The following is a 26,463-nucleotide window of genomic DNA, read 5'->3' as shown; positions in this document are numbered from 1 at the left end:
AGCTGTTCTGCCAAATTTAGCGGGAGCGGGCAACGCCAGACGTCGCATGCTCTCCTTGAGTAAAATTCACGGGCTATACTGTGGTATGGCCTGCCAAGTATCCAGCTTTCAAGGGTTCGCAACGTGATTAATGAAATTAGAAAAGATGCTGATTCACGCATGGAAAAAAGCGTAGAAGCATTCAAAACCCAAATCAGCAAAATTCGTACCGGCCGTGCTTCTCCAAGCATCCTGGACGGCATTATGGTTGAGTACTACGGTTCCGCCACGCCACTGCGTCAATTGGCCAGCGTGACCGTTGAAGACTCCCGCACCCTGGCAATCAACCTGTTTGATCGCTCCCTGGGTTCAGCGGTAGAAAAAGCCATCATGTCCTCAGACCTCGGCCTGAATCCAAGCTCAGCCGGCAGCGTGATCCGTGTTCCACTGCCTCCGCTGACTGAAGAACGTCGTAAAGATCTGATCAAAGTCGTCCGTAACGAAGCAGAGCAGGGCCGTGTGGCGGTTCGTAACGTGCGCCGTGATGCCAACGACAAAGTTAAAGCGCTGCTGAAAGACAAAGAAATCAGCGAAGATGAAGATCGTCGTTCACAGGACGACGTTCAGAAACTGACCGATGCCTATATCAAACTTCTGGATGCCGCTCTGGCGGATAAAGAAAAAGAGCTGATGGATTTCTAATCAGCATCGCGCAGAAAAAAAGCGTCGCCTGGGCGGCGCTTTGTTTTTTGTGGCGCAGATCCCGTTTCATCGTACTGATTGATCATGGACAAGCGGTGGCCAAGGTTACACACTGGAACACCTCCGATCTCATCAGACAGTTATTCAGAGTGAGCTCATGAAGCAACTGACTATTCTTGGCTCCACCGGCTCAGTGGGGACCAGTACCCTGGCCGTGGTCAGGGCAAATCCCGACCTTTTTGCGATTAAAGCGCTGGTTGCCGGCCGCAATGTCGCGGTCATGGCGCAACAGTGCATAGAGTTTCGCCCGGCGTATGCCGCGATGGCGGACGAAGGCGCTGCGCGTGAACTGCGTACTCTGCTGGCGGAAAACGGTATTGCCACCGAGGTCATGGCGGGCGAGCAGGCCGCCTGTGAGTTGGCGGCACTGGACGACGTCGACCAGGTTACGGCAGCCATTGTTGGCGCTGCCGGGCTACTGCCTACGCTGGCGGCCATCCGTGCCGGCAAGCAGGTACTGCTGGCGAACAAAGAGTCGCTGGTGACCTGTGGACGCCTGTTTATGGACGCGGTACAGCAGAGCAAGACGCAATTACTGCCACTCGACAGCGAACATAATGCCATTTTTCAGAGTTTGCCTGAGAGCATTCAGCGTCAGTTGGGATACTCTTCATTAGAAAGTCATGGTGTGTCGCGCATTGTGCTTACCGGTTCCGGCGGCCCGTTCCGTACCACGCCGCTGGAGCAGTTTGTCACGATGACGCCGGATCAGGCCTGTGCCCATCCAAATTGGTCGATGGGGCGCAAGATCTCGGTAGACTCCGCTACCATGATGAACAAAGGACTGGAATATATCGAGGCCCGCTGGCTGTTTAACGCCTCGGCCGAACAAATGGAAGTGATTCTGCATCCGCAGTCGGTGATCCACTCGATGGTGCGTTACACCGATGGCAGCGTGTTGGCCCAATTGGGCACTCCGGATATGCGTACGCCGATCGCCCATGCGATGGCTTACCCGCAGAGGGTCAATTCTGGTGTGGAAGCGCTGGATTTCTGCCGTATCGGGTCGCTGACCTTTGCCGAACCTGAGCGGGAACGTTATCCCTGCCTGTATCTGGCGATTGAGGCCTTCGATGCGGGCCAGGCGGCAACGACCGCGCTGAACGCGGCCAACGAAGTGGCTGTGGCAGCTTTCCTGCAGGAACAGATTCGCTTTACCGATATTGCGACAGTGAACCAAAAAGTCGTCGAACGGCTGTCACTGCAGGAACCGTCCTGCATTGATGCGGTCTTAGAAATAGATCGTCAGGCGCGTGAGGTTGCGGTTGGATTGGTTAAATCACTGTGTAACTGATACCGGCAATTATCCTATTTTGTTCGCAAATTACGCGTGCCGCAGTGGGGCCGTTTGTTCAGGCCTTGCTGAGGTGGTATAGTCTGCGCCACCTTTCAGCGGTTATACCGTTGAATTATGGCCTGATTGACATCTCGAAAGCCGGTAGCGCAGCGCAGATTACCGGCTGTCGCAGGGCAGACTGAAAAGCCGTGTCGGGCACACGGCTTTTTTTGCGCGTAAGGGCCTGATGTTCCGGAAAGGCAGTTGTATTTCTATTGAGGAAATAAGTACGAGTTATGTCGTCCGCAAATCAACAAGAGGCTAATCTGTCCACTCTGGGGCCACGGCATGTCGCCATTATTATGGACGGCAATGGGCGCTGGGCTAAACGTCAGGGTAAGTTACGTGTCTTCGGTCATAAAGCAGGGGTGAAATCGGTACGTCGTGCGGTCAGTTTTGCCGCCAACAACCATTTGGATGCACTCACGCTTTATGCCTTCAGCAGCGAGAACTGGAACCGTCCGGTGCAGGAAGTCTCCGCCCTAATGGAGCTTTTTGTCCGCGCCTTGGACAGTGAAGTAAAAAGCCTGCATAAACATAACGTCAGATTGCGAGTGATCGGCGACATTAGCCGTTTCAGCGTGCGCTTGCAGGAGCGGATCCGTCGCTCTGAGCAACTGACAGAAAATAACGATGGCCTGACGCTCAACATCGCTGCCAACTATGGCGGCCGTTGGGATATTATTCAGGGAGTAAGGGAACTGGCTGAGCAGGTGAAGGACGGTTCACTGCGTCCGGATCAAATTAGCGAAGAATTACTGGGTGAGCGGGTCTGTATGAACGATCTGTCGCCGGTGGATCTGGTGATCCGCACCGGTGGAGAACACCGCATCAGTAACTTCTTGCTGTGGCAAATTGCTTACGCCGAACTTTACTTTACTGATGTACTCTGGCCTGATTTTGATGAACTTGTCTTTGAAGGTGCGCTGAATGCATTTGCACAACGCGAGCGTCGCTTCGGGGGAACAACACCTATCGGCGCCGATGCGTCCTAGGGAGAACTTTTGCTGAAGTATCGCCTCATAACTGCTCTGATTTTAATTCCGATTGTTATCGCGGCGCTGTTTTTGCTGCCGCCGGTGGGTTTTGCCCTGGTAACACTCGTGGTGTGCATGTTAGCGGCCTGGGAGTGGGGCCAACTGGCCGGTTTTACCTCCCGCTCGCAGCGCATCTGGTTGGCGATACTGTGCGGCTTCCTGCTGGCGTTGATGCTGCTCAGCATTCCGGCCTATCACCAGTCGGTCCATTTGCTTCAGGTCGGCGGTCCGTTGTGGTTGTCGCTGGCCTGGTGGCTGGTAGCGCTGTTGCTGGTGCTGTTTTATCCCGGCTCGGCTGCACTGTGGCGTAACTCACGCCCGATACGTCTGGTTTTCGGTCTGCTGACCATAGTGCCGTTTTTCTGGGGCATGCTGTCGCTGCGCCAGTTCGGCTATGAACAGAACCACTTCACCGGCGCCTGGTGGCTGCTGTATGTGATGTTACTGGTTTGGGGGGCGGATTCCGGCGCCTACATGTTCGGCAAACTGTTTGGCAAGCACAAGCTGGCGCCGAAAGTTTCTCCGGGGAAAACCTGGGAGGGGCTGATTGGTGGCCTGATTACTTCAGCCCTGATATCCTGGCTGTTTGGTCGGTACGCTCCACTGAATGTGGTGCCGATGACCTTACTGATTTGTTCGGTGATTGCCGTGCTGGCTTCGGTGCTGGGCGATCTTACCGAGAGCATGTTCAAACGCGAAGCGGGTATCAAAGACAGTGGTCATTTGATACCGGGTCATGGCGGTATACTGGATCGTATCGATAGCCTGACCGCAGCAGTGCCTGTATTTGCCTGCCTGATGCTGTTAGTGTTTTAATCCGTCAATGGCGGGGAGTGAAGGGATTATGGTTAGCGTGCTCTGGAACTTAGTCGCATTTCTTGTTGCGCTCGGTGTTTTAATCACCGTGCACGAGTTCGGGCACTTTTGGGTCGCCCGTCGCTGCGGCGTCCGTGTAGAACGCTTCTCCATCGGTTTTGGCCGCGCTTTATGGCGCCGCACTGACCGTCAGGGCACGGAATATGTCATCGCCCTGATCCCGCTTGGCGGTTATGTGAAGATGCTCGATGAGCGGGTTGATTCGGTTGCACCGGAACTCCGTCATCAGGCGTTTAACAACAAAACCGTTTGGCAGCGTGCCGCTATCATCAGTGCCGGTCCTATCGCCAATTTCCTGTTTGCTATCCTTGCTTACTGGCTGGTCTTCATTATCGGCGTTCCCAGCTTCCGTCCGGTAATCGGTGAAATCGCGCCCCAATCGATTGCGGCCAACGCTGAAATTTCGCCAGGAATGGAACTTAAGTCCGTAGATGGTATCGAAACGCCTGATTGGGAATCAGTTCGTTTGGCTCTGGTGGCGAAGATTGGCGACGCAGAAACCGAAGTGGGTATCGCGCCGTTTGGCACTTCTCGGGTGGTGACGAAAACCCTGGATTTGCGCCAGTGGAATTTTGAGCCGGACAAACAGGATCCCGTGGTGGCGCTGGGTATTATTCCTCGCGGCCCACAGATAGAATCTGTCCTTGCCGAAGTGCAGCCGAACTCGGCAGCGCAAAAGGCAGGTTTACAAGCGGGGGACAGGATCGTTAAAGTCGATGGTCAGCTATTGGGTCGTTGGCAAACGTTGGTTAAACGGATCCATAACGGCCCTGGGCAACCGCTGGTTTTAGAGATCGAAAGAAACGGCGCCCCCTTGTCTTTGACGCTGATACCGGATACAAAGCCGGTGGGAAAAGACAAATCAGTGGGTTTTGCAGGCATCATTCCGAAAGTGCTGCCGCTGCCGGACGAATATAAGACGATTCGCCAGTATGGACCTTTCCCGGCGCTGTATCAGGCTGGGGACAAGACCTGGCAGCTTATGAGCCTTACGGTCAAAATGCTGGGTAAATTAATAACCGGTGATGTAAAGCTGAACAACCTGAGTGGCCCGATTTCGATTGCACAGGGAGCAGGGGCGTCAGCTGGGGTCGGGTTTGTGTATTATCTGATGTTCCTGGCGTTGATCAGTGTCAACCTGGGTATCATCAACCTGTTCCCATTACCGGTGTTAGATGGTGGGCATCTCCTCTTCCTGGCGATAGAAAAGCTGAAGGGTGGGCCGGTTTCCGAGCGAGTACAGGACTACAGTTACCGCATAGGTTCGATCGTGTTGGTGCTTTTAATGGGTCTTGCACTTTTCAATGATTTTTCTCGTCTTTAGGGGCGGGGATAGGTTAGGAAGAACGCATAACAACGATGGCGATGAAAAAGTTGCTCATAGCGTCGCTGCTGTTTGGCAGCGCCACCGTATACGGTGCAGACGGGTTCGTAGTGAAGGATATTCATTTCGAAGGCCTGCAGCGAGTCGCCGTCGGTGCGGCGTTACTCAACATGCCGGTTCGCGTAGGCGATACCGTCACTGACGATGATATCAGTAATACCATCCGTGCCTTGTTTGCCACTGGCAACTTTGAGGACGTTCGCGTGCTGCGCGATGGTACTACGCTGATTGTTCAGGTTAAGGAACGCCCTACCATTGCCAGCATCACTTTCTCCGGCAACAAGTCGGTGAAAGATGACATGCTCAAGCAAAACCTGGAGGCCTCTGGCGTTCGGGTTGGCGAAGCGCTCGATCGCACCACCATATCCAGCATTGAAAAAGGGCTGGAAGACTTCTACTACAGCGTCGGTAAATACAGTGCCTCGGTGAAAGCCGTTGTCACGCCGCTGCCGCGTAACCGTGTCGACCTGAAACTGGTGTTCACGGAAGGGGTTTCCGCCAAGATTCAACAAATCAACATTGTCGGCAACCATGCCTTCACCAACGATGAACTGATTTCACGCTTCCAACTGCGTGATGAAGTGCCGTGGTGGAACGTGGTTGGCGATCGCAAATACCAGAAGCAAAAGCTGGCGGGTGACCTCGAAACCCTGCGCAGTTTCTATCTGGACCGCGGCTATGCACGCTTCAATATTGATTCGACTCAGGTCAGCCTGACGCCGGACAAAAAAGGCATTTACATCACCGTCAATATCACTGAAGGCGAGCAGTACAAGCTCACCGACGTGGTGGTGAACGGCAATCTGGCCGGCCACTCGGCGGAAGTTGCCCAGTTGACCAAGATTGAGCCAGGTGAGCTGTATAACGGCAGTAAAGTGACCAAGATGGAAGACAACGTCAAAACGATGTTGGGCCGTTATGGTTACGCTTACCCGCGTGTTTCTACCCAGCCTGAAATCAACGACGCGGATAAAACCGTGAAGTTGCATGTGAACATTGATGCGGGCAACCGTTTCTATGTGCGTCGCATTAAGTTTGAAGGCAACGACACCAGTAAAGATTCCGTACTGCGCCGTGAAATGCGTCAGATGGAAGGCGCGTGGCTGGGCAACGCTCAGGTCGAGCAGGGTAAAGAACGTCTGAACCGTTTGGGCTATTTTGAAACGGTAGATGTGGAAACCCAGCGCGTTCCGGGTACTGCGGATCAGGTTGACGTCACCTACAAGGTGAAAGAGCGTAACACCGGTACCTTCAACTTCGGTGTCGGCTACGGCACCGAGAGCGGCGTGAGCTTCCAGGCGGGCGTTCAGCAGGACAACTGGCTGGGGACCGGCTATTCCGTCGGCATCAGCGGGACCAAGAACGACTACCAGACTTACACCGAGCTGTCGGTAACCAACCCGTACTTCACCGTTGACGGTGTGAGTTTGGGTGGCCGTATCTTCTACAACGACTTTAAAGCCGATGACGCGGACCTGTCCGACTATACCAACAAGAGTTACGGTATCGACGGCACCCTGGGCTTCCCGATCAACGAAAACAACTCGTTGCGCACCGGCTTGGGTTACGTGCATAACGGCTTGTCTAACATGCAGCCTCAGGTTGCCATGTGGCGTTATCTGGACTCGATGGGTCTGGATCCGAACAAGACCGATCGGGCCAGTTATTCTGCCGATGACTTCACGCTGAACCTGGGTTGGACCTATAACAACCTTGACCGGGGTTATTTCCCAACCTCGGGTAACCGCACAACGCTGAATGGTAAAGTCACCATTCCGGGGTCGGATAACGAATACTACAAAATGACGCTGGACAGCGTGCAATACGTCCCAATCAACGACGATCGCACCTGGGTACTGTTGGGTCGTGGCCGTCTGGGTTATGCCGATGGTCTGGGCGGCAAAGAAATGCCGTTCTACGAGAACTTCTACGCCGGCGGCTCGAGCACCGTGCGTGGTTTCGGTTCCAACACCATTGGTCCGAAAGCGGCGTACTACAACTCCAACTCGTACAGCTGTACCAATGGTGCCGCTGTGTGTAGTTCTGACGATGCGGTGGGCGGCAACGCCATGGCCGTCGCCAGTATGGAGCTGATCACACCAACACCATTTATCAGCGAGAAATACGCCAACTCGGTGCGTACTTCCTTGTTCATGGATGCGGGTACCGTGTGGGATACCAACTGGAAGAATGACGCTCAGACCAGCATGTACGATATTCCGGACTACAGTAAAGCGAGCAATATCCGCGTTTCTGCCGGTATCGCCTTGCAGTGGATGTCACCTTTGGGTCCGTTGGTGTTCTCTTATGCCAACCCGATCAAGAAATACGAAGGCGACAAGTCCGAACAGTTCCAGTTTAACATTGGCAAGACCTGGTAACAGGTCCCGCTTCTGGGCATAGCAGTTATTAAGAATCGCAAATGCCAGGCGCCCGTCAGAGCACAGAGAGATGATTCTCATTGTTTTGTGGGATAAGTCTGGCAGATTGTGTACTTCAAGTGTCATATGACACAAATGGGTGATGGTAAGGAGTTTATAGTGAAAAAGTGGTTGTGTGCCGCAGGCCTCGGTTTAGCAATGGCTGCTTCAGCTGGCGTTCAGGCAGCAGATAAGATCGCTGTAGTTAACGTCTCCAGCATTTTCCAACAGTTGCCGGCTCGTGAAACCGTAGCTAAACAGCTGGAAAACGAGTTTAAAGGCCGTGCGGGTGAGCTTCAGAACATGGAGCGTAGCCTTCAGACCAAAATGCAACGTTTGCAGCGTGATGGCGCTACCATGAAAGCCAGCGATCGCAGCAAGGCGGAAAAAGATGTGATGGCACAGCGCGAGCAGTTCTCTCAGAAAGCACAGGCTTTTGAGCAGGACAACCGTCGCCGTCAGATGGAAGAGCGTAACAAAATCCTGAGCCGTATTCAGGACGCTGTGAAATCTGTTGCCAGCAAAGAAGGCTACGACGTAGTCATCGATGCTAACGCAGTTGCCTATGCAGGGACTTCTAAAGATATCACTGCTGACGTGCTGAAACAGGTTAAATAACACATGCCTTCAATTCGACTGGCTGATCTAGCGCAGCAGTTGGATGCACAATTGCACGGTGATGGCGATCTCGTCATCACCGGCATTGCTTCTATGCATTCGGCACAGGCTGGCCAAATCACGTTTTTGTCAAACAGCCGCTATCAAGAGCAGCTGTCTTCCTGCCTGGCAAGCGCAGTAGTGCTTACCGAAGCGGATTTACCACACTGCCGTTCTGCGGCGCTGGTGGTTAAAAACCCTTACCTGACTTACGCGCGCATGGCGCAACTGATGGACACCACGCCGTCTCCGGCTCAGGATATCGCCCCAAGCGCGGTTATCTCACCTGCTGCCACTCTGGGACAGAATGTGGCCATTGGTGCTAATGCGGTGATCGAGTCTGGCGCCGTTCTGGGCGATAACGTGGTTATCGGTCCTGGCTGCTTTATCGGCAAACTTGCACGCATTGGCGCGGGTACGCGTCTGTGGGCAAACGTAACTATTTATCATGAAGTCGAGATCGGTCAGCGCTGCCTGATCCAATCAGGTACTGTGATCGGTGCTGATGGTTTCGGCTATGCCAACGAACGTGGCGAGTGGATTAAAATTCCTCAGCTGGGCACGGTAATCATCGGCGATCGCGTCGAGATTGGCGCTTGCACCACCATTGACCGCGGCGCGTTGGATAACACCCAGATCGGGAATGGTGTTATCATCGACAACCAATGTCAGATTGCACATAACGTGGTGATTGGCGACAATACTGCCGTTGCCGGCGGTGTGATCATGGCGGGTAGCTTGAAGATTGGCCGCTATTGCCAGATCGGCGGAGCCAGTGTGATCAACGGTCACATGGAGATCGCCGACAAAGTTGTTGTCACCGGAATGGGAATGGTTATGCGACCAATCACCGAACCTGGGGTATACTCTTCGGGCATTCCGTTACAACCCAACAAAGTTTGGCGTAAAACCGCTGCGTTGGTGATGAATATCGATGAGATTAGCAAGCGCTTAAAAGCTGTCGAACGAAAAGTCGGAAAAGACTAATCACTATCGCCCGCCTCGCTGGGTACAAAACGAAACGCGTTGGTCATGAGACCAAAAGCGCAAAGAGTTGTTAATTTGCGGCCTGCATGACTTCCTCCTTATTGGGGGCAGCGCAGGCCGTGTTGTTGATGCCATCAGTTTTTAGAGACAGGAAGAGTATTTTGACTACTGACACTCATACTCTGGATATTGCAGAAATTTTAGAGTTGCTTCCTCACCGTTACCCGTTCTTGCTGGTCGATCGCGTCCTCGAGTTTGAGGAGCACAAATTCCTGCGTGCGGTGAAGAACGTATCTGTAAATGAGCCGTTTTTCCAGGGACACTTCCCTGGTAAGCCGATTTTCCCAGGCGTATTGATTCTGGAAGCCATGGCGCAGGCCACCGGTATTCTGGCGTTCAAAAGCGTCGGCAAACTGGAGCCGGGTGAGTTGTATTACTTTGCCGGTATCGACGAAGCCCGCTTCAAACGACCGGTAGTGCCTGGCGATCAAATGATCATGGAAGTCACCTTTGAGAAAACTCGTCGTGGTTTGACGCGCTTTAAAGGCGTGGCGACCGTCGACGGCAAAATTGTCTGCGAAGCAACCATGATGTGTGCGCGCAGCCGGGAGGCCTAATCCGTGATCGACAAAACCGCCTTTATCCATCCTAGCGCGATTATTGAAGAAGGCGCCGTTATCGGCGCTGGTGCACACATCGGTCCCTTCTGCTACGTCGGCTCCCAGGTGGAAATCGGCGAAGGCACGGTACTGAAGTCCCACATTGTGGTGAATGGCTTGACCAAAATCGGCCGCGATAATCAGATCTATCAGTTCGCCTCTATTGGTGAAGTGAATCAGGATCTGAAATACGCGGGTGAACCGACGCGTGTCGAGATTGGCGATCGCAACCGCATTCGCGAAAGCGTCACCATTCATCGCGGCACAGCGCAGGGCACTGGGTTGACCAAAGTAGGTAATGATAACCTGCTGATGGTTAACGTGCATGTTGCGCACGACTGTGTGGTGGGTAACTCCTGTATTTTGGCAAACAACGCCACGCTGGCCGGCCATGTGGAAATTGATGATCATGCCATTATCGGTGGTATGACGGCTATCCATCAGTTCTGCATTATCGGTACTCACGTGATGGTGGGCGGTTGTTCCGGCGTTGCCCAAGACGTGCCTCCTTTTGTCATCGCGCAGGGTAACCACGCCACGCCATTCGGTGTTAACGCCGTTGGCCTGAAGCGTCGTGGTTTTGATAAAGATGAAATGCAGGCCATTCGTAACGCCTACAAAATTCTTTATCGCAGCGAGAAAACGCTGGATGAAGCGAAAACAGAAATCGAAGCCCTGGCGAAAGAACAACCGGTGGTGCAGCAGTTCCTTGATTTCTTTGGTCGTTCCACCCGCGGTATTATTCGCTGACCTATGCAAAATCGCCCATTGACCATCGGATTGGTCGCCGGAGAAACTTCCGGTGATATTCTTGGCGCCGGTTTAATCCGCGCGCTCAAGGCGCAGATCCCCGACGCGCGTTTTGTTGGCGTCGCCGGCCCGCTGATGCAGGCCGAAGGCTGCGAAACCTGGTACGAAATGGAAGAACTGGCGGTAATGGGCGTGGTCGAGGTGCTTGAGCGCCTGCCACGCCTGTTAAAGATCCGCAAGGATCTTACCCGCCGGTTCAGCGAACTGAAGCCGGACGTGTTTGTGGGTATCGACGCGCCGGACTTCAATATCACCCTGGAAGGTCGCCTGAAACAGCGCGGCATCCGCACCATTCATTATGTCAGCCCCTCCGTCTGGGCCTGGCGTCAAAAGCGCGTTTTCAAAATAGGCAAAGCCACCGATCTGGTGCTGGCATTTCTCCCTTTCGAAAAAGCGTTTTACGATCGTTTCAACGTTCCCTGTCGGTTTATCGGCCATACCATGGCCGACGCCATGCCGCTGCAACCAGATAAACTGGCTGCGCGCGCCACGCTGGGCATCGCCCCGGATGCCCGTTGTCTGGCCCTGTTGCCGGGCAGCCGCGGTGCGGAAGTCGAGATGCTAAGCGCCGATTTTCTGAAAACGGCCCAGTTGCTGCGTACCCGCTATCCGGATCTGGAACTGGTGGTGCCGCTGGTTAATGCCAAGCGACGCGAACAGTTCGAGCGCATCAAGGCCGAAGTGGCGCCCGAGTTAAGGGTTCACCTGCTCAACGGCCAGGGGCGCGAGGCGATGATCGCCAGCGACGCAGCATTACTGGCCTCCGGCACTGCCGCGCTGGAGTGTATGCTGGCCAAATGCCCGATGGTGGTGGGTTATCGCATGAAACCGTTTACCTTCTGGATAGCGCAACGGCTGGTGAAGACGCCGTATGTCTCATTGCCTAATCTGCTGGCCGGTCGTGAAATCGTCACCGAACTGTTGCAGCACGATTGCGTGCCGGACAAGTTGGCGGCGTCGCTAATGCCGCTGCTGGAAGATAGTCCGCAAACTGACGAACTGAAACAGACTTTCCTTAACTTGCACCAAAGCATCCGTTGTGGTGCCGATGAACAGGCCGCTCAGGCTGTGTTGGAGCTGGCAAAAGCATGATTGAACCTTTCATCTATCCTGTCGCCACGCTGATTGCCGGCGTGGACGAAGTCGGGCGTGGCCCCTTGGTGGGCGCGGTTGTGACCGCTGCGGTGATCCTCGATCCTGCACGACCGATCGTAGGGCTGGCGGACTCGAAAAAACTCAGTGAAAAACGCCGCCTGGCGCTGTATGACGAAATTACCGAGAAGGCCCTGTCCTGGAGTTTGGGGCGCGCCGAGCCGGACGAGATTGACCAACTGAACATTCTGCATGCCACTATGTTGGCGATGCAGCGTGCAGTTGCCGGATTGCATATCGCGCCGGACATGGTATTGATTGACGGTAACCGCTGCCCGAAATTGTCGATGCGCTCGCAGGCGGTGGTGAAAGGCGACAGCCGCGTGGCGGAAATCAGTGCAGCGTCCATTCTGGCGAAGGTAACGCGTGACCGCGAAATGACTGAGTTGGATCGGGAATTCCCGGACTACGGTTTTGCGCAGCATAAAGGCTACCCAACCGCTTTCCATCTGGAGCGGCTGGCCGCGCTGGGTGCGACCGAACATCATCGCCGCAGCTTTGCCCCGGTCAGAAGGGTGCTGGCGCTGTAATCTGCCGGCCTTATCCGGGCCAGGCACGCGATAGAGTTAACCCGGGTTCAGTTCGCTGAGCCCCTAGATTCAGGTATCTGGATATGGCCGAACCTCGTTTTATTCACCTGCGCGTTCATAGTGACTACTCCATGATTGATGGATTAGCCAAGATCGGGCCGTTGGTGAAAAGAGCCGCCGCGTTAGCCATGCCTGCTTTGGCAATTACCGACTTTACCAACCTGTGTGGTCTGGTGAAGTTCTATGGCAGCGCGCACGGCGCCGGGATCAAACCGATCATCGGCGCGGATTTTCATGTGCAAAGCGAAGTGCTGGGCGATGAGCTGGCGCAGCTCACCGTGCTGGCCGCCAATAATGAAGGTTACCAAAACCTGACGTTGCTGATTTCTCGCGCCTATCAGCGTGGTTACGGCGCCGCCGGTCCGATCATCGATCGTGACTGGCTGATTGAGCACCGTGAAGGGCTCATTCTGCTCTCTGGCGCCCGTCTGGGCGACGTCGGCAAGTTTCTGCTGCGTGGCAACCAGCCGCAGGTGGATCAGTGTCTGGAGTTCTATCAGCAGTACTTCCCTGACAGCTATTATCTTGAACTGATCCGCACCGGTCGGCCGGACGAAGAAAACTACCTGCATGCTGCGGTGGCGCTGGCGACCGAACGCGGGCTGCCGGTGGTGGCCACTAACGATGTACGATTTCTGGTAGCGGATGACTTCGACGCCCATGAGATCCGCGTCGCCATCCACGACGGCTTCACGTTGGACGATCCCAAGCGGCCGCGTAACTATACTCCGCAGCAATACATGCGTAACGAAGACGAGATGTGCGAGCTGTTTGCCGACATCCCGGAGGCGTTACTCAACAGCGTAGAGATTGCCAAGCGTTGCAACGTGACTATCCGCCTTGGCGAGTACTTCCTGCCGCAGTTCCCAACCGGTGATATGACTACCGAGGATTTCCTGGTCCTGAAGTCGAAGGAAGGGCTGGAAGATCGTCTGGAGTTCCTGTTCCCGGATCCGCAGGTACGTGCTGAGCGCCGCCCTGAATACGACGAACGTCTGGATATTGAGCTGAAAGTGATCAACCAGATGGGCTTCCCGGGTTACTTCCTGATCGTGATGGAGTTCATCCAGTGGTCGAAGGACAACGACGTGCCGGTAGGGCCGGGTCGTGGGTCTGGTGCCGGTTCTCTGGTGGCCTATGCGCTGAAAATCACCGATCTTGACCCGCTGGAATTTGACCTGCTGTTCGAACGTTTCCTTAACCCGGAACGTGTTTCGATGCCTGACTTCGACGTCGACTTCTGCATGGAAAAACGCGATCTGGTGATTGAGCACGTTGCGGAGATGTACGGCCGTGAGGCGGTATCGCAGATCATTACCTTCGGTACCATGGCGGCGAAAGCGGTTATTCGCGACGTGGGCCGTGTACTGGGTCACCCGTATGGCTTCGTCGATCGCATCTCCAAGCTGGTGCCGCCCGATCCGGGCATGACGCTGGAAAAAGCCTTTGCCGCCGAACCGCAGCTGCCGGAAATCTACGAGGCCGATGAGGAAGTCAAAGCGCTGATCGACATGGCGCGCAAGCTGGAAGGGGTGACGCGTAACGCCGGTAAGCACGCCGGTGGTGTGGTGATCGCACCGACCAAAATCACTGACTTCGCACCGCTGTACTGCGATGCCGAAGGTCAGCATCCGGTAACCCAGTTTGACAAGAACGATGTGGAATACGCCGGGCTGGTGAAGTTCGACTTCCTGGGGCTGCGAACCCTGACCATCATCGACTGGGCGTTGGCGATGATCAACGCCCGCCGCGCGAAAACCGGGCTGGAACCGATCGATATCGCCGCCATCCCGCTCGAGGACAAGAAAAGCTTCGACATGCTGCAGCGTTCGGAGACCACGGCGGTCTTCCAGCTCGAATCACGCGGCATGAAAGACCTGATCAAACGCCTGAAGCCCGACTGTTTCGAAGATATGATCGCACTGGTGGCGCTGTTCCGCCCGGGACCGCTGCAGTCAGGCATGGTAGATAACTTTATTGACCGTAAGCACGGCCGTGAAGAGATTTCCTACCCGGATATCCAGTGGCAGCATGAGTCGCTTAAACCGGTGCTGGAGCCTACCTACGGTATCATCCTGTATCAGGAACAGGTGATGCAGATTGCCCAGGTGCTGGCCGGTTATTCGCTGGGCGGCGCAGACATGTTGCGTCGTGCGATGGGTAAAAAGAACCCGGTTGAGATGGCCAAGCAGCGCGGCGGTTTCGAGGACGGTGCAAAATCACGCGGCATCGACGGTGAATTGTCGGTAAAAATCTTTGACCTGGTGGAGAAATTCGCCGGTTACGGCTTCAACAAATCGCACTCCGCCGCCTATGCGCTGGTGTCATACCAGACGTTGTGGCTGAAGGCGCACTACCCGGCCGAGTTTATGGCGGCGGTAATGACCGCCGATATGGACAACACCGATAAGGTGGTGGGGCTGGTGGATGAATGCTGGCGCATGGGCCTGAAAATCCTGCCGCCGGACATCAACAGCGGCCAGTATCATTTCCACGTTAACGACGAAGGTGAGATCGTTTACGGCATCGGCGCTATCAAAGGCGTCGGGGAAGGGCCGATTGAAGCCATTCTTGAAGCGCGTAACAGTGGCGAGCAGGGTTATTTCAAAGACCTGTTTGATCTCTGTGCTCGCTCTGATATCAAAAAACTGAACCGCCGTATTCTGGAAAAGTTGATCATGTCCGGGGCATTCGACCGCCTTGGGCCGCACCGTGCCGCACTGATGAATTCATTGGGCGACGCCCTGAAAGCGGCGGATCAGCATGCCAAAGCCGAAGCGATCGGCCAGGTGGACATGTTTGGCGTACTGGCGGAAGCGCCGGAGCAGGTAGAGCAATCCTACGCCAACGTGCCCCTCTGGCAGGAGCAGGTGGTGCTGGACGGTGAACGGGAAACCCTGGGGTTATACCTCACCGGCCACCCGATCACCCAGTACCTGAAGGAGATCGAACGCTATGCCGGTGGCCAGCGTTTGAAAGATATGCATCCGACGGACCGGGGCAAAATGACGACCGCCGTTGGGCTGGTGATCGCCTCACGGGTAATGGTCACCAAGCGCGGTAATCGCATCGGAATTTGTACGCTGGATGACCGTTCAGGCCGTCTGGAAGTGATGTTATTCACCGATGCGTTAGAAAAATACCAGCATTTATTGGAAAAAGACCGTATCCTGATCGCCAGTGGACAGGTCAGCTTTGATGACTTTAGCGGTGGGCTTAAAATGACTGCCCGCGAGCTAATGGACATCAGTGAAGCCCGTGAAAAATACGCTCGCGGACTTGCTATCTCGCTGACGGACAGGCAAATTGATGACCAGCTTTTGAACCGTCTCCGTCAGTCTTTGGAACCCCATCGCTCGGGGACGATTCCAGTGCATCTTTACTATCAACGGGAAGATGCGCGGGCCAAGCTGCGTTTTGGCGCAACCTGGCGCGTGACGCCCACCGACCGCTTATTGATAGATTTGCGGACTTTGGTAGGTAATGAGCAGGTGGAACTGGAATTTGACTAAAATAGGAATGCTATGAGTCTGAATTTTCTTGATTTTGAACAGCCGATTGCAGAGCTGGAAGCGAAAATTGACTCGCTGACTGCAGTCAGCCGTCAAGACGAAAAATTAGATATTAATCTGGACGAAGAGGTTCAGCGCCTTCGTGAAAAGAGCGTTGAGCTGACGCGCAAGATTTTTTCCGATCTTGGGGCTTGGCAAGTTGCCCAATTGGCACGCCACCCACGCCGTCCTTATACCCTGGATTATATCAAACACATCTTTACCGACTTCGAAGAACTGGCAGGCGATCGCGCCTATGCCGATGATAAAGCGATTGTCGGTGGTATTGCTCGTCTGGATGGTCGCCCGGTGATGATCATCGGTCATCAGAAAGGCCGCGAAACCAAAGAGAAAATCCGCCGTAACTTCGGCATGCCGGCACCGGAAGGCTACCGCAAAGCGCTGCGCCTGATGGAAATGGCTGCTCGCTTCAAACTGCCGTTGATCACTTTCATCGACACTCCAGGGGCATACCCGGGTGTGGGCGCGGAAGAACGCGGTCAGTCAGAAGCGATAGCCCATAACCTGCGTGAAATGTCTCGTCTGAATATCCCGGTGATTTGCACCGTGATCGGCGAAGGCGGTTCTGGCGGTGCATTGGCTATCGGCGTTGGCGACAAAGTGAATATGCTGCAGTACAGCACCTACTCGGTGATCTCACCGGAAGGCTGTGCCTCCATCCTGTGGAAGAGTGCTGACAAGGCTCCTCTGGCTGCAGAAGCGATGGGCATTACCGCACCGCGTCTGAAAGAACTGAAGCTGATCGACTCGGTGATCCCGGAGCCTTTGGGCTCTGCTCACCGTGACGTGCCGGCGATGGCAGCCTCGCTGAAAGCGCAGCTGTTGGCTGACCTGAAAGATCTCGACGGCCTGAACAACGAAGAGTTGCGCAACCGTCGTTACCAACGCCTGATGAACTACGGCTACTGCTGAGTTTTATCATGTGTTGCAAGAAACCGCCTCCGGGCGGTTTTTTTTTGGCTGATGAAAAGGGAGTTTTTGGGGTACACAGTCCGGGTTTTTCATGTTGTTATAGATGATTGCTGGTTAACTGACAGGAGCAGCCGTTGAATATCATCGCGATCATGAGCCCAGCGGGCGTTTATTACAAAGACGAGCCGATCCGCGAGCTTCACACCGCACTGACTGCAATGGATTTCCAACTGGTGTATCCGAAAAACAGCGGTGACCTGTTAAAGCTGATCGAGGCCAACGCGCGCATTTGCGGAGTGATTTTTGACTGGGACGATTACAGCCTGGAATTGTGCAGTGACATCAACGAGCTGAATGAATATCTGCCGTTGTATGCATTTATCAACACCCACTCCACCTTTGATGTCAGCCTGCATGAAATGCGTATGGCGCTGTATTTCTTCGAGTACGCCCTGAATGCGGCGGATGATATTGCCCAGCGCATCCAGCAATACACTGACGAATATATCGATACCATTACGCCGCCCTTGACCAAGGCGCTGTTTAACTACGTGCGTGAAGGGAAATACACCTTCTGTACCCCAGGGCACATGGCCGGCACTGCGTTTCAGAAAAGCCCGGTCGGCTGTTTGTTCTACGACTTTTTCGGTGCCAATACTCTCAAAGCCGACGTTTCGATTTCGGTTACCGAACTGGGTTCGTTGCTGGATCACACCGGCCCGCATCTGGAGGCCGAAGAGTATATAGCGCGTACTTTTAACGCCGAACAGAGTTATCTGGTGACCAACGGCACCTCCACTGCCAACAAAATTGTCGGCATGTATTCGGCGCCGACCGGCAGCACGGTATTGATTGATCGCAACTGCCATAAATCCTTATGCCATTTGCTGATGATGAGCGATATCGTCCCGATCTACCTGCGCCCACTGCGTAACGCCTATGGCATTCTCGGTGGCATCCCACAGCATGAGTTTACCCATGAGAGCATTGCCGGCCGGGTCGCGGCGACGGCTAATGCCAGTTGGCCGGTGCATGCGGTGATCACCAATTCTACCTATGACGGTTTGTTGTATAACACCGACTACATCAAACAGACGCTGGACGTGCCCTCGATCCACTTTGACTCAGCCTGGGTGCCCTATACCAACTTCCATCCGATTTACGACGGTAAGAGTGGCATGAGCGGTGAGCGCACGCCCGGCAAGGTGATCTACGAAACCCAGTCTACGCACAAATTGCTGGCAGCGTTTTCGCAGGCCTCGATGATCCACATTAAGGGAGACTATGACGAAAGCACCTTTAATGAAGCCTATATGATGCACACCACCACTTCGCCGAATTATGGCATCGTGGCCTCGATGGAAACCGCGGCGGCGATGCTGCGTGGTAATCCGGGGCGGCGTTTGATTAATCGCTCGGTGGAGCGTGCATTGCATTTCCGCCGTGAGGTACAGCGGTTACGAGGGGAGAGCGATAGCTGGTTCTTCGACATCTGGCAGCCGGAGGAGATCGACGAGGCGCAGTGCTGGCCACTGAACCCGGATGATAACTGGCACGGTTTCGGCAACACCGACCGTGACCACATGTACCTCGATCCGATCAAGGTCACCATCCTGACGCCGGGCATGAATGAGTTGGGCATGCTGGAAGAGAGCGGGATACCGGCGGCGCTGGTGGCGAAATACCTGGATGAACGCGGTATCGTGGTAGAAAAAACCGGGCCCTATAACCTGCTGTTCCTGTTCAGCATCGGCATTGATAAAACCAAGGCGATGAGCCTGCTGCGTGGTCTGACCGATTTCAAACGCGCTTACGATCTCAACCTGCGGGTGAAGAACATGCTGCCGGATCTGTTTGCTGAAGATCCGGATTTCTACCGCAATATGCGCATTCAGGATCTTGCCGCCGGGATCCACAGTTTAATCCGTCGGCACGATCTGCCAGGCCTGATGCAGCGGGCGTTTGACGTGCTGCCTGAAATGAAGCTGACGCCGCATCAGATGTTCCAGCAACAGGTGCGCGGCAACGTAGAAACCTGCGAACTGGATCAGTTGGTTGGCAAGGTGGCGGCCAATATGATCCTGCCTTATCCGCCAGGGGTACCTTTGGTGATGCCGGGCGAGATGATCACCGAAGAGAGCCGTGCAGTACTCGATTTCCTGCTGATGCTGTGCTCGATCGGTGAACGTTATCCAGGCTTTGAAACCGATATCCATGGCGCGAAGCTGACCGAGGACGGACGTTATCTGGTGAAGGTGCTGAAAACGCCGCTGGCTTAAGCAAATTCCCGGCAAATCAGGTTCACGCTGCTTGATGGCAGCGGTTCCTGCGTCAGCCCACAAAATGGTTGGCCGTCCTGTCGCTGGTGGTAACGGCAACGATGGCATTCGCCGAATAACGCCACATTATTATCCTGCTTTTGCAACTGGCGCAGTAACTGCGTCAACAGTTCCAGCAACTGCCCACCGTCCTGCTGCATGGCATCCTGCGCATTTTGTAAATAGGCCGGTGGGAACAGAGCATCCATCAATGCACGTGACTTGTCGGTCAGCTTTAACCTGACGCTACGGCGGTCCTTCTCGTCCGCAGTACGGGCGATCATCCCATTACTTTCCAGCTTTTTTAGCGATTGCGATACCGTGCCCTTGGTCAGGCCGAGATATTCCGCCACTGCCATCGGCGTGTTGGAGTAATGGTTGCAGCGTGCCAGATAATACAACGCGCTTAACTGCACCGGGGGCAGGTTATCCAGTTCTTCATGGTTGCGCAGCCAGCTGCGTTGCAGGCTATTCAGCCGCTCCAATAAATCAAACAGTCTCAATATGTACTCCTCATTAGGCTGTGAAAATAGTATCGATTAAAAACTATATTGACAAGTCAGGAGCGAGGATTTATTGTGCATTTGGTTTCGAATCGAAACCAAATGGGTGAGCATATTTCGCCCCCAACAGTCAGAACCAAGGAGAATTATCATGACTAAGGCCGTTTTCTATCATGCCGGTTGCCCGGTTTGCGTCAGCGCAGAGCAGCAGTTGTTGGGTCTGTTGAGCCAGGATGTGCAGGTGGACGTGGTGCATCTGGGTGAAAAACCGGCGCGCATCGCCGAAGCAGAAAAAGCAGGAGTACAGAGCGTGCCGGCGCTGGTGGTGGATGGGCAGGTGCTGCACATCAACTACGGTGCAGCGTTGGCTGACCTTAAAGCCTGATCTGTCCGTGGCATTATAGATAGCTGAATGATAGCCCCGCCTTATGCTGCGGGGCTTTTTGCCGTTGACGTTGCCCGCGTCGCCGGATACCGTGCCTCATCAAACCGATCATGAGGCATCACCATGTTGGCACTACGTCAGGTACATCACATCGCCGTCATTGGTTCAGATTATGCTGCCAGTAAGCATTTTTACTGCGATATTCTGGGCTTCACCCTGCTGGATGAGTTCTATCGTGAAGAGCGTGATTCCTGGAAGGCGGATTTGGCGCTCAATGGTCAATACAGTATCGAACTGTTTTCATTCCCGTCGCCGCCCGCCCGCGTCAGCCGCCCAGAAGCCTGTGGCCTGCGCCATCTGGCATTCAGCGTCGACGATATCGAGCAGGCCATCGAGCACTTGCAGGTTGCCGGGGTGGTTTGTGAACCGGTACGTGTCGATCCTTATACCCAGTCACGCTTCACTTTTTTCAGCGATCCTGATGGATTACCTCTAGAATTATATGAGGTATGAATGCTTAATCGGGGCGTATCGACGCAGGCCACGCCCTCATATGGTATTATCCCGCGCTTGCCGTACCCCCTTTTGAGTTATTTTCACTATGCAAGAACCTGTTTTTCGCGTTGGTGAGTGGTTGGTTACTCCCGCAGACAACAAAATAAGCCGTGACGGGCGCCAACTGGCGTTGGAACCCCGCTTAATCGATATGCTGCAATATTTCGCCCGACATCCGGATGTGGTGTTGAGTCGCGATGAGCTGATCGACAACGTTTGGAAGCGCAACATTGTCACCAATCATGTGGTGACCCAGAGTATTTCCGAACTGCGCAAATACTTGAAAGACGGGGACAGTAACAGCCCGGAATACATTATTACCGTGCCCAAACGCGGCTATAAGCTGGCCGCCCCGGTAATGTGGTGTGAAGGGGAAGAGGCGACGATGCCTGCGGTGCCACGGGTGGCGGTCATTACTCATGAGCCGGAAGATGGCAGTGAAGACGACGGCATAGATTATGAGCCGCCTAAACCCAGCGTGGCAAAAAAATCGGCGGCAAAATCGACGGTTCCTTTTTACCGTCAATCACCGTTCTGGGTCTGGTTGGCTTTCCTGACCGCGTTGAGTGCCTGCGTGGTGTTTGTGGCGATAGCCACTTTGTCACAGCGCATACCGGAATCCACGATGCCGGTACTGATGAACCCGCGTGATATTGATATCCGCATTCAGGGTGGCAACAGTTGCAGTAACTGGACGCCGCAACTTTCCTATGTCGTCGGCCTGAGCGAAGTGGTGACGGATTCGCTGAATACCTATTCCACCTTCCTGGTGCACGATCAAACCAACTATAACTACACCGGGCCCAGCAGTTCGGGTAAATCACTGACCATAGAGTTCGTCAACCAGCGCCATTATCGCGCGCAACAATGCTTCCTGTCGGTGCGGCTGGTGGACAATGCGGACAGCTCGATCATGCTGGACAAGCGTTACTTTGTGACCACGGACAACCAGCTAAAAATCCAGGAAGACTTCCTGAGCAGTCTGTCTGTTGCACTTAATCAGCCGTGGCCGGCACCCCTGCAGCAGCGCCTGATGCAGCTGTTGCCCAACTCCGGCCCAGCCCTGCAACAGTATTATCAGGCACATCAGCTGCTGATCCAGGGGGATATCGATTCCCTGACCCATGCCAGCAACCTGTTGGGTGAGATGGCCAAAAGCTCTCCAGACTTTATTTATGTTGCGGCGGAAAAAGCGCTGGCGGACTTGCTGCGTAACTCTTATCAACCTTTTGACAGCGTGCAACTGACGCAACTGGAGACGGAGATCGCCCGCCTGGATGCGCTGCCGGCATTAAAAGACAGCCCCATTATTCAGCAAATTCGTACGATACAGGCGCTGGGGGAGGGGAAAACCGATGAGGCGTATCAGGCGATAAATAAGGGTATCGAGCTGCAGATGTCATGGATGAATTATGTGTTACTCGGCAAGGTTTATGAGATGCAGGGTCATAATCGTCTGGCTGCAGACTCCTATATCACCGCATTTAATCTACGCCCGGGTGAGAATACTTTGCATTGGATCCGCAATGCCGTCTTCCATACCTCAGTTAACACCGTAGTTCCCTACCTCGAAAACTACAACCCAGACAAAGAGTCTCAATAATCTCACACCGCCGGGCGATATCATTGCTCGGCGGTGTTATTTATTGTGTTTTATTTGTTAAGTCAAATAACCCCGCGCGTTGATGAATTACCCTCTTGAATTCTAATTTGTTATTGCAATTAACATGTCTATTTTGTTGTTTTTATTGAATGTTTATCTTTTCTTGACCATCTGTTTATCTCTTGATTTGTTAATGAAAAACCTCAATTTATCATTTGTATGATCATGAGCGTAATATCACTTTATCTTTAGGACTTTATTCCCGCCGATGATTAGCATCCTGACTATCAAGTCCGGTCATTAGCAAAATTGCATAACGACCAAGACTTATAAGAAATCAAAATCAGGAGAAACTGACCATGGCTTCATCCAAGAAAATAGGGCTTATTGCCTGCACCGGTGTCGTTGCCGGTAATATGATGGGGAGCGGCATTGCCTTATTACCCGCGAACCTGGCAAGTCTCGGTTCTATCGCTATTTGGGGATGGGTAATCTCCATTATTGGTGCGATGTCGCTGGCTTATGTTTATGCGCGTCTGGCCACCAAAAACCCACAGCAGGGCGGCCCTATTGCTTACGCCGGTGAAATCTCCCCGGCATTCGGTTTCCAGACCGGCGTGCTTTATTACCATGCGAACTGGATCGGTAATTTGGCCATCGGCATTACCGCAGTTTCTTATCTCTCTACCTTTTTCCCAGAGCTGAACAATCCGGTGCCGGCAGGTATCGCCTGTATCGCCATCTTGTGGGTGTTCACCTTTATTAACCTGCTCGGCGGGACCTGGGTCAGCCGTTTGACCACCCTCGGCCTGGTGTTGGTGCTGATCCCGGTGATTGTGACCGCGACTGCCGGCTGGCATTGGTTCGACGCTGCAACTTATCACGCTAACTGGAACACTTCCGGTACCACCGACAGCCATGCGGTAATCAAAAGTATTCTGCTGTGTCTGTGGGCGTTCATCGGCGTAGAGTCTGCCGCCGTGAGCACTGGCATGGTGAAAAACCCGAAACGCACCGTACCGCTGGCAACCATGCTGGGTACCGCGCTGGCCGGGATTATCTACATTGCGGCCACTCAGGTGATGAGCGGTATGTTCCCGGCTAGCCAAATGGCTGCCAGCGGTGCACCGTTTGCCGTCAGTGCCTCTGCCATTATGGGTAACTGGGCCGCGCCTCTGGTCTCTGCCTTCACCGCCTTTGCCTGCCTGACTTCACTCGGTTCTTGGATGATGCTGGTTGGCCAGGCTGGGGTCCGTGCCGCCAACGACGGTAACTTCCCGAAAGTGTACGGCGAACTGGATAAGAACGGCATTCCTAGAAAAGGCCTGCTGTTGGCCAGCTGCAAAATGACCGCGCTGATGGTGCTGATTACTGCCATGAGCTCCGGTGGTGGTAAAGCTTCCGATCTATTCGGGATGTTGACCGGTATTGCGGTGCTGCTGACCATGTTGCCTTACTTCTACTCTTGCGTAGACCTGATCCGCTTTGAAGGCGTCAATATCCGTAACCTGCTGAGCCTGGTGGCATCGGTTCTGGGTTGTGGCTTCTGCTTCATCGCACTGATGGGGGCCGAATCGTTCGAACTGGCCGGCACCTTCATCATCAGCCTGATCATCCTGATGTTCTACGCCCGCAAAATGAATACCCGTCAGACAGCTAAAGCCAATGCTGTAGCCATCGACAACAGCTCGACGGCCAAAGCGCACTAAGCACGCACTGACCCACTTCTTAATTCAGCCCCTTGCAACAACTGTTGTCATCCGTGATGGCAAGGGGCTCGCATTACCTGGAGAAATGATTATGAACGTTATTGCTATCATGAACCACATGGGTGTCTACTTCAAAGAAGAGCCCATCCGCGAACTGCACAACGCGTTGGAAAAACTGAACTTCCGCATTGTCTACCCTAACGATCGCGAAGACCTGCTCAAACTGATCGAGAATAATGCCCGTCTGTGCGGGGTGATCTTTGACTGGGATAAATACAACCTTGAGCTGTGCCAAGAAATCAGCGAATTGAATGAGTACATGCCGCTGTATGCCTTTGCCAACACCTATTCAACGCTGGACGTCAGCCTGAACGATCTGCGTATGCAGGTGCGTTTCTTTGAATATGCGCTCGGTGCGGCCAACGACATTGCCGACAAGATCAAACAAAACACCGATGAGTACGTTGACACCATCCTGCCACCGCTGACCAAAGCGCTGTTCAAATACGTGCGTGAAGGTAAATACACCTTCTGTACTCCGGGTCATATGGGCGGTACCGCCTTCCAGAAAAGCCCGGTCGGCAGCCTGTTCTATGATTTCTTTGGCCCGAACGCGATGAAATCCGACGTTTCCATTTCGGTTTCCGAATTGGGTTCACTGCTGGATCACTCCGGCCCGCACAAAGAAGCTGAAGAGTATATTGCTCGCGTCTTCAACGCTGAACGCAGCTATATGGTGACGAACGGGACTTCTACCGCCAACAAAATTGTCGGTATGTACTCTGCACCTGCCGGCAGCACCGTGCTGATTGACCGTAACTGCCATAAATCGCTGACCCATCTGATGATGATGAGCGACATTACGCCGATCTATTTCCGCCCGACCCGTAATGCTTACGGCATCCTCGGTGGTATTCCACAGAGCGAGTTTGCTCGCGCCACTATCGCTAAACGCGTGAAAGAGACGCCTAACGCGACCTGGCCGGTACATGCGGTAATCACCAACTCGACCTACGACGGTCTGCTGTATAACACCGATTTTATCAAGAGCACGCTGGATGTGAAATCCATCCACTTTGACTCTGCCTGGGTGCCTTACACCAATTTCCACCCGATTTATAAAGGCAAATGCGGTATGAGCGGTGGCCGCGTGGAAGGGAAGGTGATTTATGAAACCCAATCCACCCATAAACTGCTGGCGGCATTCTCTCAGGCTTCGATGATCCACGTGAAAGGCGACATCAACGAAGAAACCTTCAATGAAGCCTACATGATGCACACCACCACTTCACCGCACTACGGCATCGTGGCTTCTACCGAAACCGCAGCGGCAATGATGAAAGGCAATGCCGGTAAGCGTCTGATTAACGGTTCGATTGAACGTGCTATTAAGTTCCGTAAAGAAATCAAACGTCTGAACGTCGAGTCTGAAGGCTGGTTCTTTGACGTTTGGCAGCCAGAGCACATTGATGAAGCGGAATGTTGGCCGCTGCGTTCCGACAGCGCCTGGCATGGTTTCAAAGGTATTGATAACGAGCATATGTACCTTGACCCAATCAAGGTCACCATGCTGACTCCTGGGATGAGCAAAGACGGCGAAATGGAGTCGTTTGGTATCCCGGCCAGTCTGGTTGCTAAATACCTTGATGAGCACGGCATCATTGTTGAAAAAACCGGCCCGTATAACCTGTTGTTCCTGTTCAGCATCGGCATCGACAAAACCAAAGCTCTCAGCCTGCTGCGCGGTCTGACTGACTTTAAACGCTCGTTCGATCTGAACCTGCGGGTGAAAAACATGCTGCCTTCGCTGTACAAAGAGGCACCAGAGTTTTATGAAAACATGCGCATCCAGGAACTGGCCCAGAACATTCACAATCTGGTGAAACACCATAACCTGCCAGACCTGATGTACCGTGCTTTTGAAGTGCTGCCGGCGATGGTGATGAACCCGTTCAAAGCCTTCCAGAAAGAGCTGCACGGCGAAGTGGAAGAGGTTTATTTGGAAGACATGGTGGGCAAAGTGAATGCCAACATGATCCTGCCATATCCTCCGGGTGTTCCTTTGGTGATGCCGGGTGAAATGCTCACCGAGGAAAGCCGTCCGGTGCTGGAATTCCTGCAAATGCTGTGCGAAATCGGCGCGCATTATCCAGGCTTCGAAACGGATATCCATGGTGCTTATCGCCAGGCGGATGGACGTTACACCGTGAAGGTGTTGAAAAACGATAAATAAGTGAAATCACAGGGGGAGGCGCTT

General features: G+C 53.9%; 21 protein-coding genes. 20 read left to right on the top strand and 1 reads right to left on the bottom strand.

Annotated elements, in window-relative coordinates; all coding sequences use genetic code 11:
* Positions 1 to 123 precede the first annotated feature (123 nt).
* The 15 genes from frr to NHG65_RS20625 all read left to right on the top strand — a co-directional run bounded on the left by frr (position 124) and on the right by NHG65_RS20625 (position 19,412).
* Positions 124 to 681: a ribosome recycling factor gene (frr, locus tag NHG65_RS20695; protein ID WP_085118535.1), complete on the top strand. Its 558-nt coding sequence runs from the start codon at positions 124 to 126 to the stop codon at positions 679 to 681.
* Positions 682 to 838: 157 nt separating this feature from the next.
* The gene (ispC, locus tag NHG65_RS20690) at positions 839 to 2,035 is read left to right on the top strand and encodes a 1-deoxy-D-xylulose-5-phosphate reductoisomerase (RefSeq protein WP_099065006.1); all 1,197 of its coding nucleotides are present in this window, start codon (positions 839 to 841) and stop codon (positions 2,033 to 2,035) included.
* Positions 2,036 to 2,313: 278 nt separating this feature from the next.
* Entirely contained in the window at positions 2,314 to 3,072 is a 759-nt protein-coding gene (ispU, locus tag NHG65_RS20685; protein ID WP_099065007.1) for a (2E,6E)-farnesyl-diphosphate-specific ditrans,polycis-undecaprenyl-diphosphate synthase, read from the top strand.
* 9 nt (positions 3,073 to 3,081) lie between these two features.
* A complete protein-coding gene (gene cdsA / locus NHG65_RS20680) occupies positions 3,082 to 3,930 on the top strand; it encodes a phosphatidate cytidylyltransferase (RefSeq protein ID WP_489844790.1) in 849 nt (282 codons plus the stop codon).
* A gap of 28 nt (positions 3,931 to 3,958) precedes the next feature.
* Complete coding sequence (gene rseP / locus NHG65_RS20675; protein ID WP_099065009.1) at positions 3,959 to 5,314, top strand: sigma E protease regulator RseP; 1,356 nt, start codon at positions 3,959 to 3,961, stop codon at positions 5,312 to 5,314.
* Between the two features lie 35 nt (positions 5,315 to 5,349).
* Complete coding sequence (gene bamA / locus NHG65_RS20670; RefSeq protein WP_112347220.1) at positions 5,350 to 7,755, top strand: outer membrane protein assembly factor BamA; 2,406 nt, start codon at positions 5,350 to 5,352, stop codon at positions 7,753 to 7,755.
* A 159-nt stretch (positions 7,756 to 7,914) separates the two neighbouring features.
* Positions 7,915 to 8,412 carry a molecular chaperone Skp gene (gene skp, locus NHG65_RS20665; protein WP_099065011.1) on the top strand — a complete coding sequence of 166 codons (498 nt, stop codon included), beginning with the start codon at positions 7,915 to 7,917 and terminating at the stop codon, positions 8,410 to 8,412.
* Positions 8,413 to 8,415: 3 nt separating this feature from the next.
* Positions 8,416 to 9,438 (top strand): UDP-3-O-(3-hydroxymyristoyl)glucosamine N-acyltransferase, encoded by a 1,023-nt coding sequence (gene lpxD, locus NHG65_RS20660; protein ID WP_085118523.1) that lies wholly within the window; start codon positions 8,416 to 8,418, stop codon positions 9,436 to 9,438.
* 161 nt (positions 9,439 to 9,599) lie between these two features.
* Complete coding sequence (fabZ, locus tag NHG65_RS20655; RefSeq protein ID WP_017893789.1) at positions 9,600 to 10,055, top strand: 3-hydroxyacyl-ACP dehydratase FabZ; 456 nt, start codon at positions 9,600 to 9,602, stop codon at positions 10,053 to 10,055.
* 3 nt (positions 10,056 to 10,058) lie between these two features.
* Positions 10,059 to 10,847 carry an acyl-ACP--UDP-N-acetylglucosamine O-acyltransferase gene (gene lpxA, locus NHG65_RS20650; protein WP_012146483.1) on the top strand — a complete coding sequence of 263 codons (789 nt, stop codon included), beginning with the start codon at positions 10,059 to 10,061 and terminating at the stop codon, positions 10,845 to 10,847.
* A gap of 3 nt (positions 10,848 to 10,850) precedes the next feature.
* The gene (gene lpxB, locus NHG65_RS20645) at positions 10,851 to 11,999 is read left to right on the top strand and encodes a lipid-A-disaccharide synthase (protein WP_099065012.1); all 1,149 of its coding nucleotides are present in this window, start codon (positions 10,851 to 10,853) and stop codon (positions 11,997 to 11,999) included.
* Positions 11,996 to 12,589, top strand: coding sequence for a ribonuclease HII (gene rnhB / locus NHG65_RS20640; protein WP_283603798.1), 594 nt, complete (start codon positions 11,996 to 11,998; stop codon positions 12,587 to 12,589). Before lpxB ends, rnhB begins: the two co-directional genes overlap by 4 nt.
* A gap of 83 nt (positions 12,590 to 12,672) precedes the next feature.
* A complete protein-coding gene (gene dnaE, locus NHG65_RS20635) occupies positions 12,673 to 16,161 on the top strand; it encodes a DNA polymerase III subunit alpha (RefSeq protein ID WP_085118519.1) in 3,489 nt (1,162 codons plus the stop codon).
* Between the two features lie 12 nt (positions 16,162 to 16,173).
* Positions 16,174 to 17,133, top strand: a complete 960-nt coding sequence (gene accA, locus NHG65_RS20630; protein WP_085118517.1) for an acetyl-CoA carboxylase carboxyl transferase subunit alpha — start codon at positions 16,174 to 16,176, stop codon at positions 17,131 to 17,133.
* 134 nt (positions 17,134 to 17,267) lie between these two features.
* Positions 17,268 to 19,412, top strand: coding sequence for a lysine decarboxylase LdcC (locus tag NHG65_RS20625; protein ID WP_219016853.1), 2,145 nt, complete (start codon positions 17,268 to 17,270; stop codon positions 19,410 to 19,412).
* Here NHG65_RS20625 and NHG65_RS20620 read toward each other — a convergent pair.
* On the bottom strand, positions 19,409 to 19,954 hold the full coding sequence (locus tag NHG65_RS20620; RefSeq protein WP_261428269.1) for a MarR family winged helix-turn-helix transcriptional regulator: 546 nt from the start codon (positions 19,952 to 19,954) through the stop codon (positions 19,409 to 19,411). The two genes, NHG65_RS20625 and NHG65_RS20620, sit on opposite strands and share 4 nt — an antisense overlap.
* Positions 19,955 to 20,105: 151 nt before the next feature.
* Between NHG65_RS20620 and NHG65_RS20615 the strand changes: the two genes are divergently transcribed.
* The 5 genes from NHG65_RS20615 (at position 20,106) to cadA (ending at position 26,439) form a co-directional block, all read left to right on the top strand.
* Complete coding sequence (locus NHG65_RS20615; protein ID WP_012146476.1) at positions 20,106 to 20,339, top strand: glutaredoxin family protein; 234 nt, start codon at positions 20,106 to 20,108, stop codon at positions 20,337 to 20,339.
* Positions 20,340 to 20,462: 123 nt separating this feature from the next.
* Positions 20,463 to 20,852, top strand: a complete 390-nt coding sequence (locus NHG65_RS20610; protein ID WP_413479108.1) for a VOC family protein — start codon at positions 20,463 to 20,465, stop codon at positions 20,850 to 20,852.
* Positions 20,853 to 20,940: 88 nt separating this feature from the next.
* Positions 20,941 to 22,497, top strand: a complete 1,557-nt coding sequence (cadC, locus tag NHG65_RS20605) for a lysine decarboxylation/transport transcriptional activator CadC (RefSeq protein WP_112347213.1) — start codon at positions 20,941 to 20,943, stop codon at positions 22,495 to 22,497.
* A gap of 359 nt (positions 22,498 to 22,856) precedes the next feature.
* A complete protein-coding gene (gene cadB / locus NHG65_RS20600) occupies positions 22,857 to 24,206 on the top strand; it encodes a cadaverine/lysine antiporter (RefSeq protein WP_099065020.1) in 1,350 nt (449 codons plus the stop codon).
* Positions 24,207 to 24,297: 91 nt separating this feature from the next.
* Positions 24,298 to 26,439: a lysine decarboxylase CadA gene (gene cadA / locus NHG65_RS20595; RefSeq protein ID WP_099065021.1), complete on the top strand. Its 2,142-nt coding sequence runs from the start codon at positions 24,298 to 24,300 to the stop codon at positions 26,437 to 26,439.
* Positions 26,440 to 26,463: the final 24 nt, after the last annotated feature.

Source organism: Serratia myotis (genome assembly GCF_027474885.1).
GTDB lineage: Bacteria > Pseudomonadota > Gammaproteobacteria > Enterobacterales > Enterobacteriaceae > Serratia > Serratia proteamaculans.
This window is presented reverse-complemented; position numbering and strand designations above follow the sequence as displayed.

What these genes read in the sequence shown, in the direction of transcription:
- ispC (WP_099065006.1), top strand. Translation starts at nt 839, where the DNA reads ATGAAGCAACTGACTATTCTTGGCTCCACCGGCTCAGTGGGGACCAGT.
- ispU (WP_099065007.1), top strand. Translation starts at nt 2,314, where the DNA reads ATGTCGTCCGCAAATCAACAAGAGGCTAATCTGTCCACTCTGGGGCCA.
- rseP (WP_099065009.1), top strand. Translation starts at nt 3,959, where the DNA reads ATGGTTAGCGTGCTCTGGAACTTAGTCGCATTTCTTGTTGCGCTCGGT.
- bamA (WP_112347220.1), top strand. Translation starts at nt 5,350, where the DNA reads ATGGCGATGAAAAAGTTGCTCATAGCGTCGCTGCTGTTTGGCAGCGCC.
- lpxD (WP_085118523.1), top strand. Translation starts at nt 8,416, where the DNA reads ATGCCTTCAATTCGACTGGCTGATCTAGCGCAGCAGTTGGATGCACAA.
- lpxB (WP_099065012.1), top strand. Translation starts at nt 10,851, where the DNA reads ATGCAAAATCGCCCATTGACCATCGGATTGGTCGCCGGAGAAACTTCC.
- rnhB (WP_283603798.1), top strand. Translation starts at nt 11,996, where the DNA reads ATGATTGAACCTTTCATCTATCCTGTCGCCACGCTGATTGCCGGCGTG.
- dnaE (WP_085118519.1), top strand. Translation starts at nt 12,673, where the DNA reads ATGGCCGAACCTCGTTTTATTCACCTGCGCGTTCATAGTGACTACTCC.
- accA (WP_085118517.1), top strand. Translation starts at nt 16,174, where the DNA reads ATGAGTCTGAATTTTCTTGATTTTGAACAGCCGATTGCAGAGCTGGAA.
- NHG65_RS20615 (WP_012146476.1), top strand. Translation starts at nt 20,106, where the DNA reads ATGACTAAGGCCGTTTTCTATCATGCCGGTTGCCCGGTTTGCGTCAGC.
- NHG65_RS20610 (WP_413479108.1), top strand. Translation starts at nt 20,463, where the DNA reads ATGTTGGCACTACGTCAGGTACATCACATCGCCGTCATTGGTTCAGAT.
- cadC (WP_112347213.1), top strand. Translation starts at nt 20,941, where the DNA reads ATGCAAGAACCTGTTTTTCGCGTTGGTGAGTGGTTGGTTACTCCCGCA.
- cadB (WP_099065020.1), top strand. Translation starts at nt 22,857, where the DNA reads ATGGCTTCATCCAAGAAAATAGGGCTTATTGCCTGCACCGGTGTCGTT.
- cadA (WP_099065021.1), top strand. Translation starts at nt 24,298, where the DNA reads ATGAACGTTATTGCTATCATGAACCACATGGGTGTCTACTTCAAAGAA.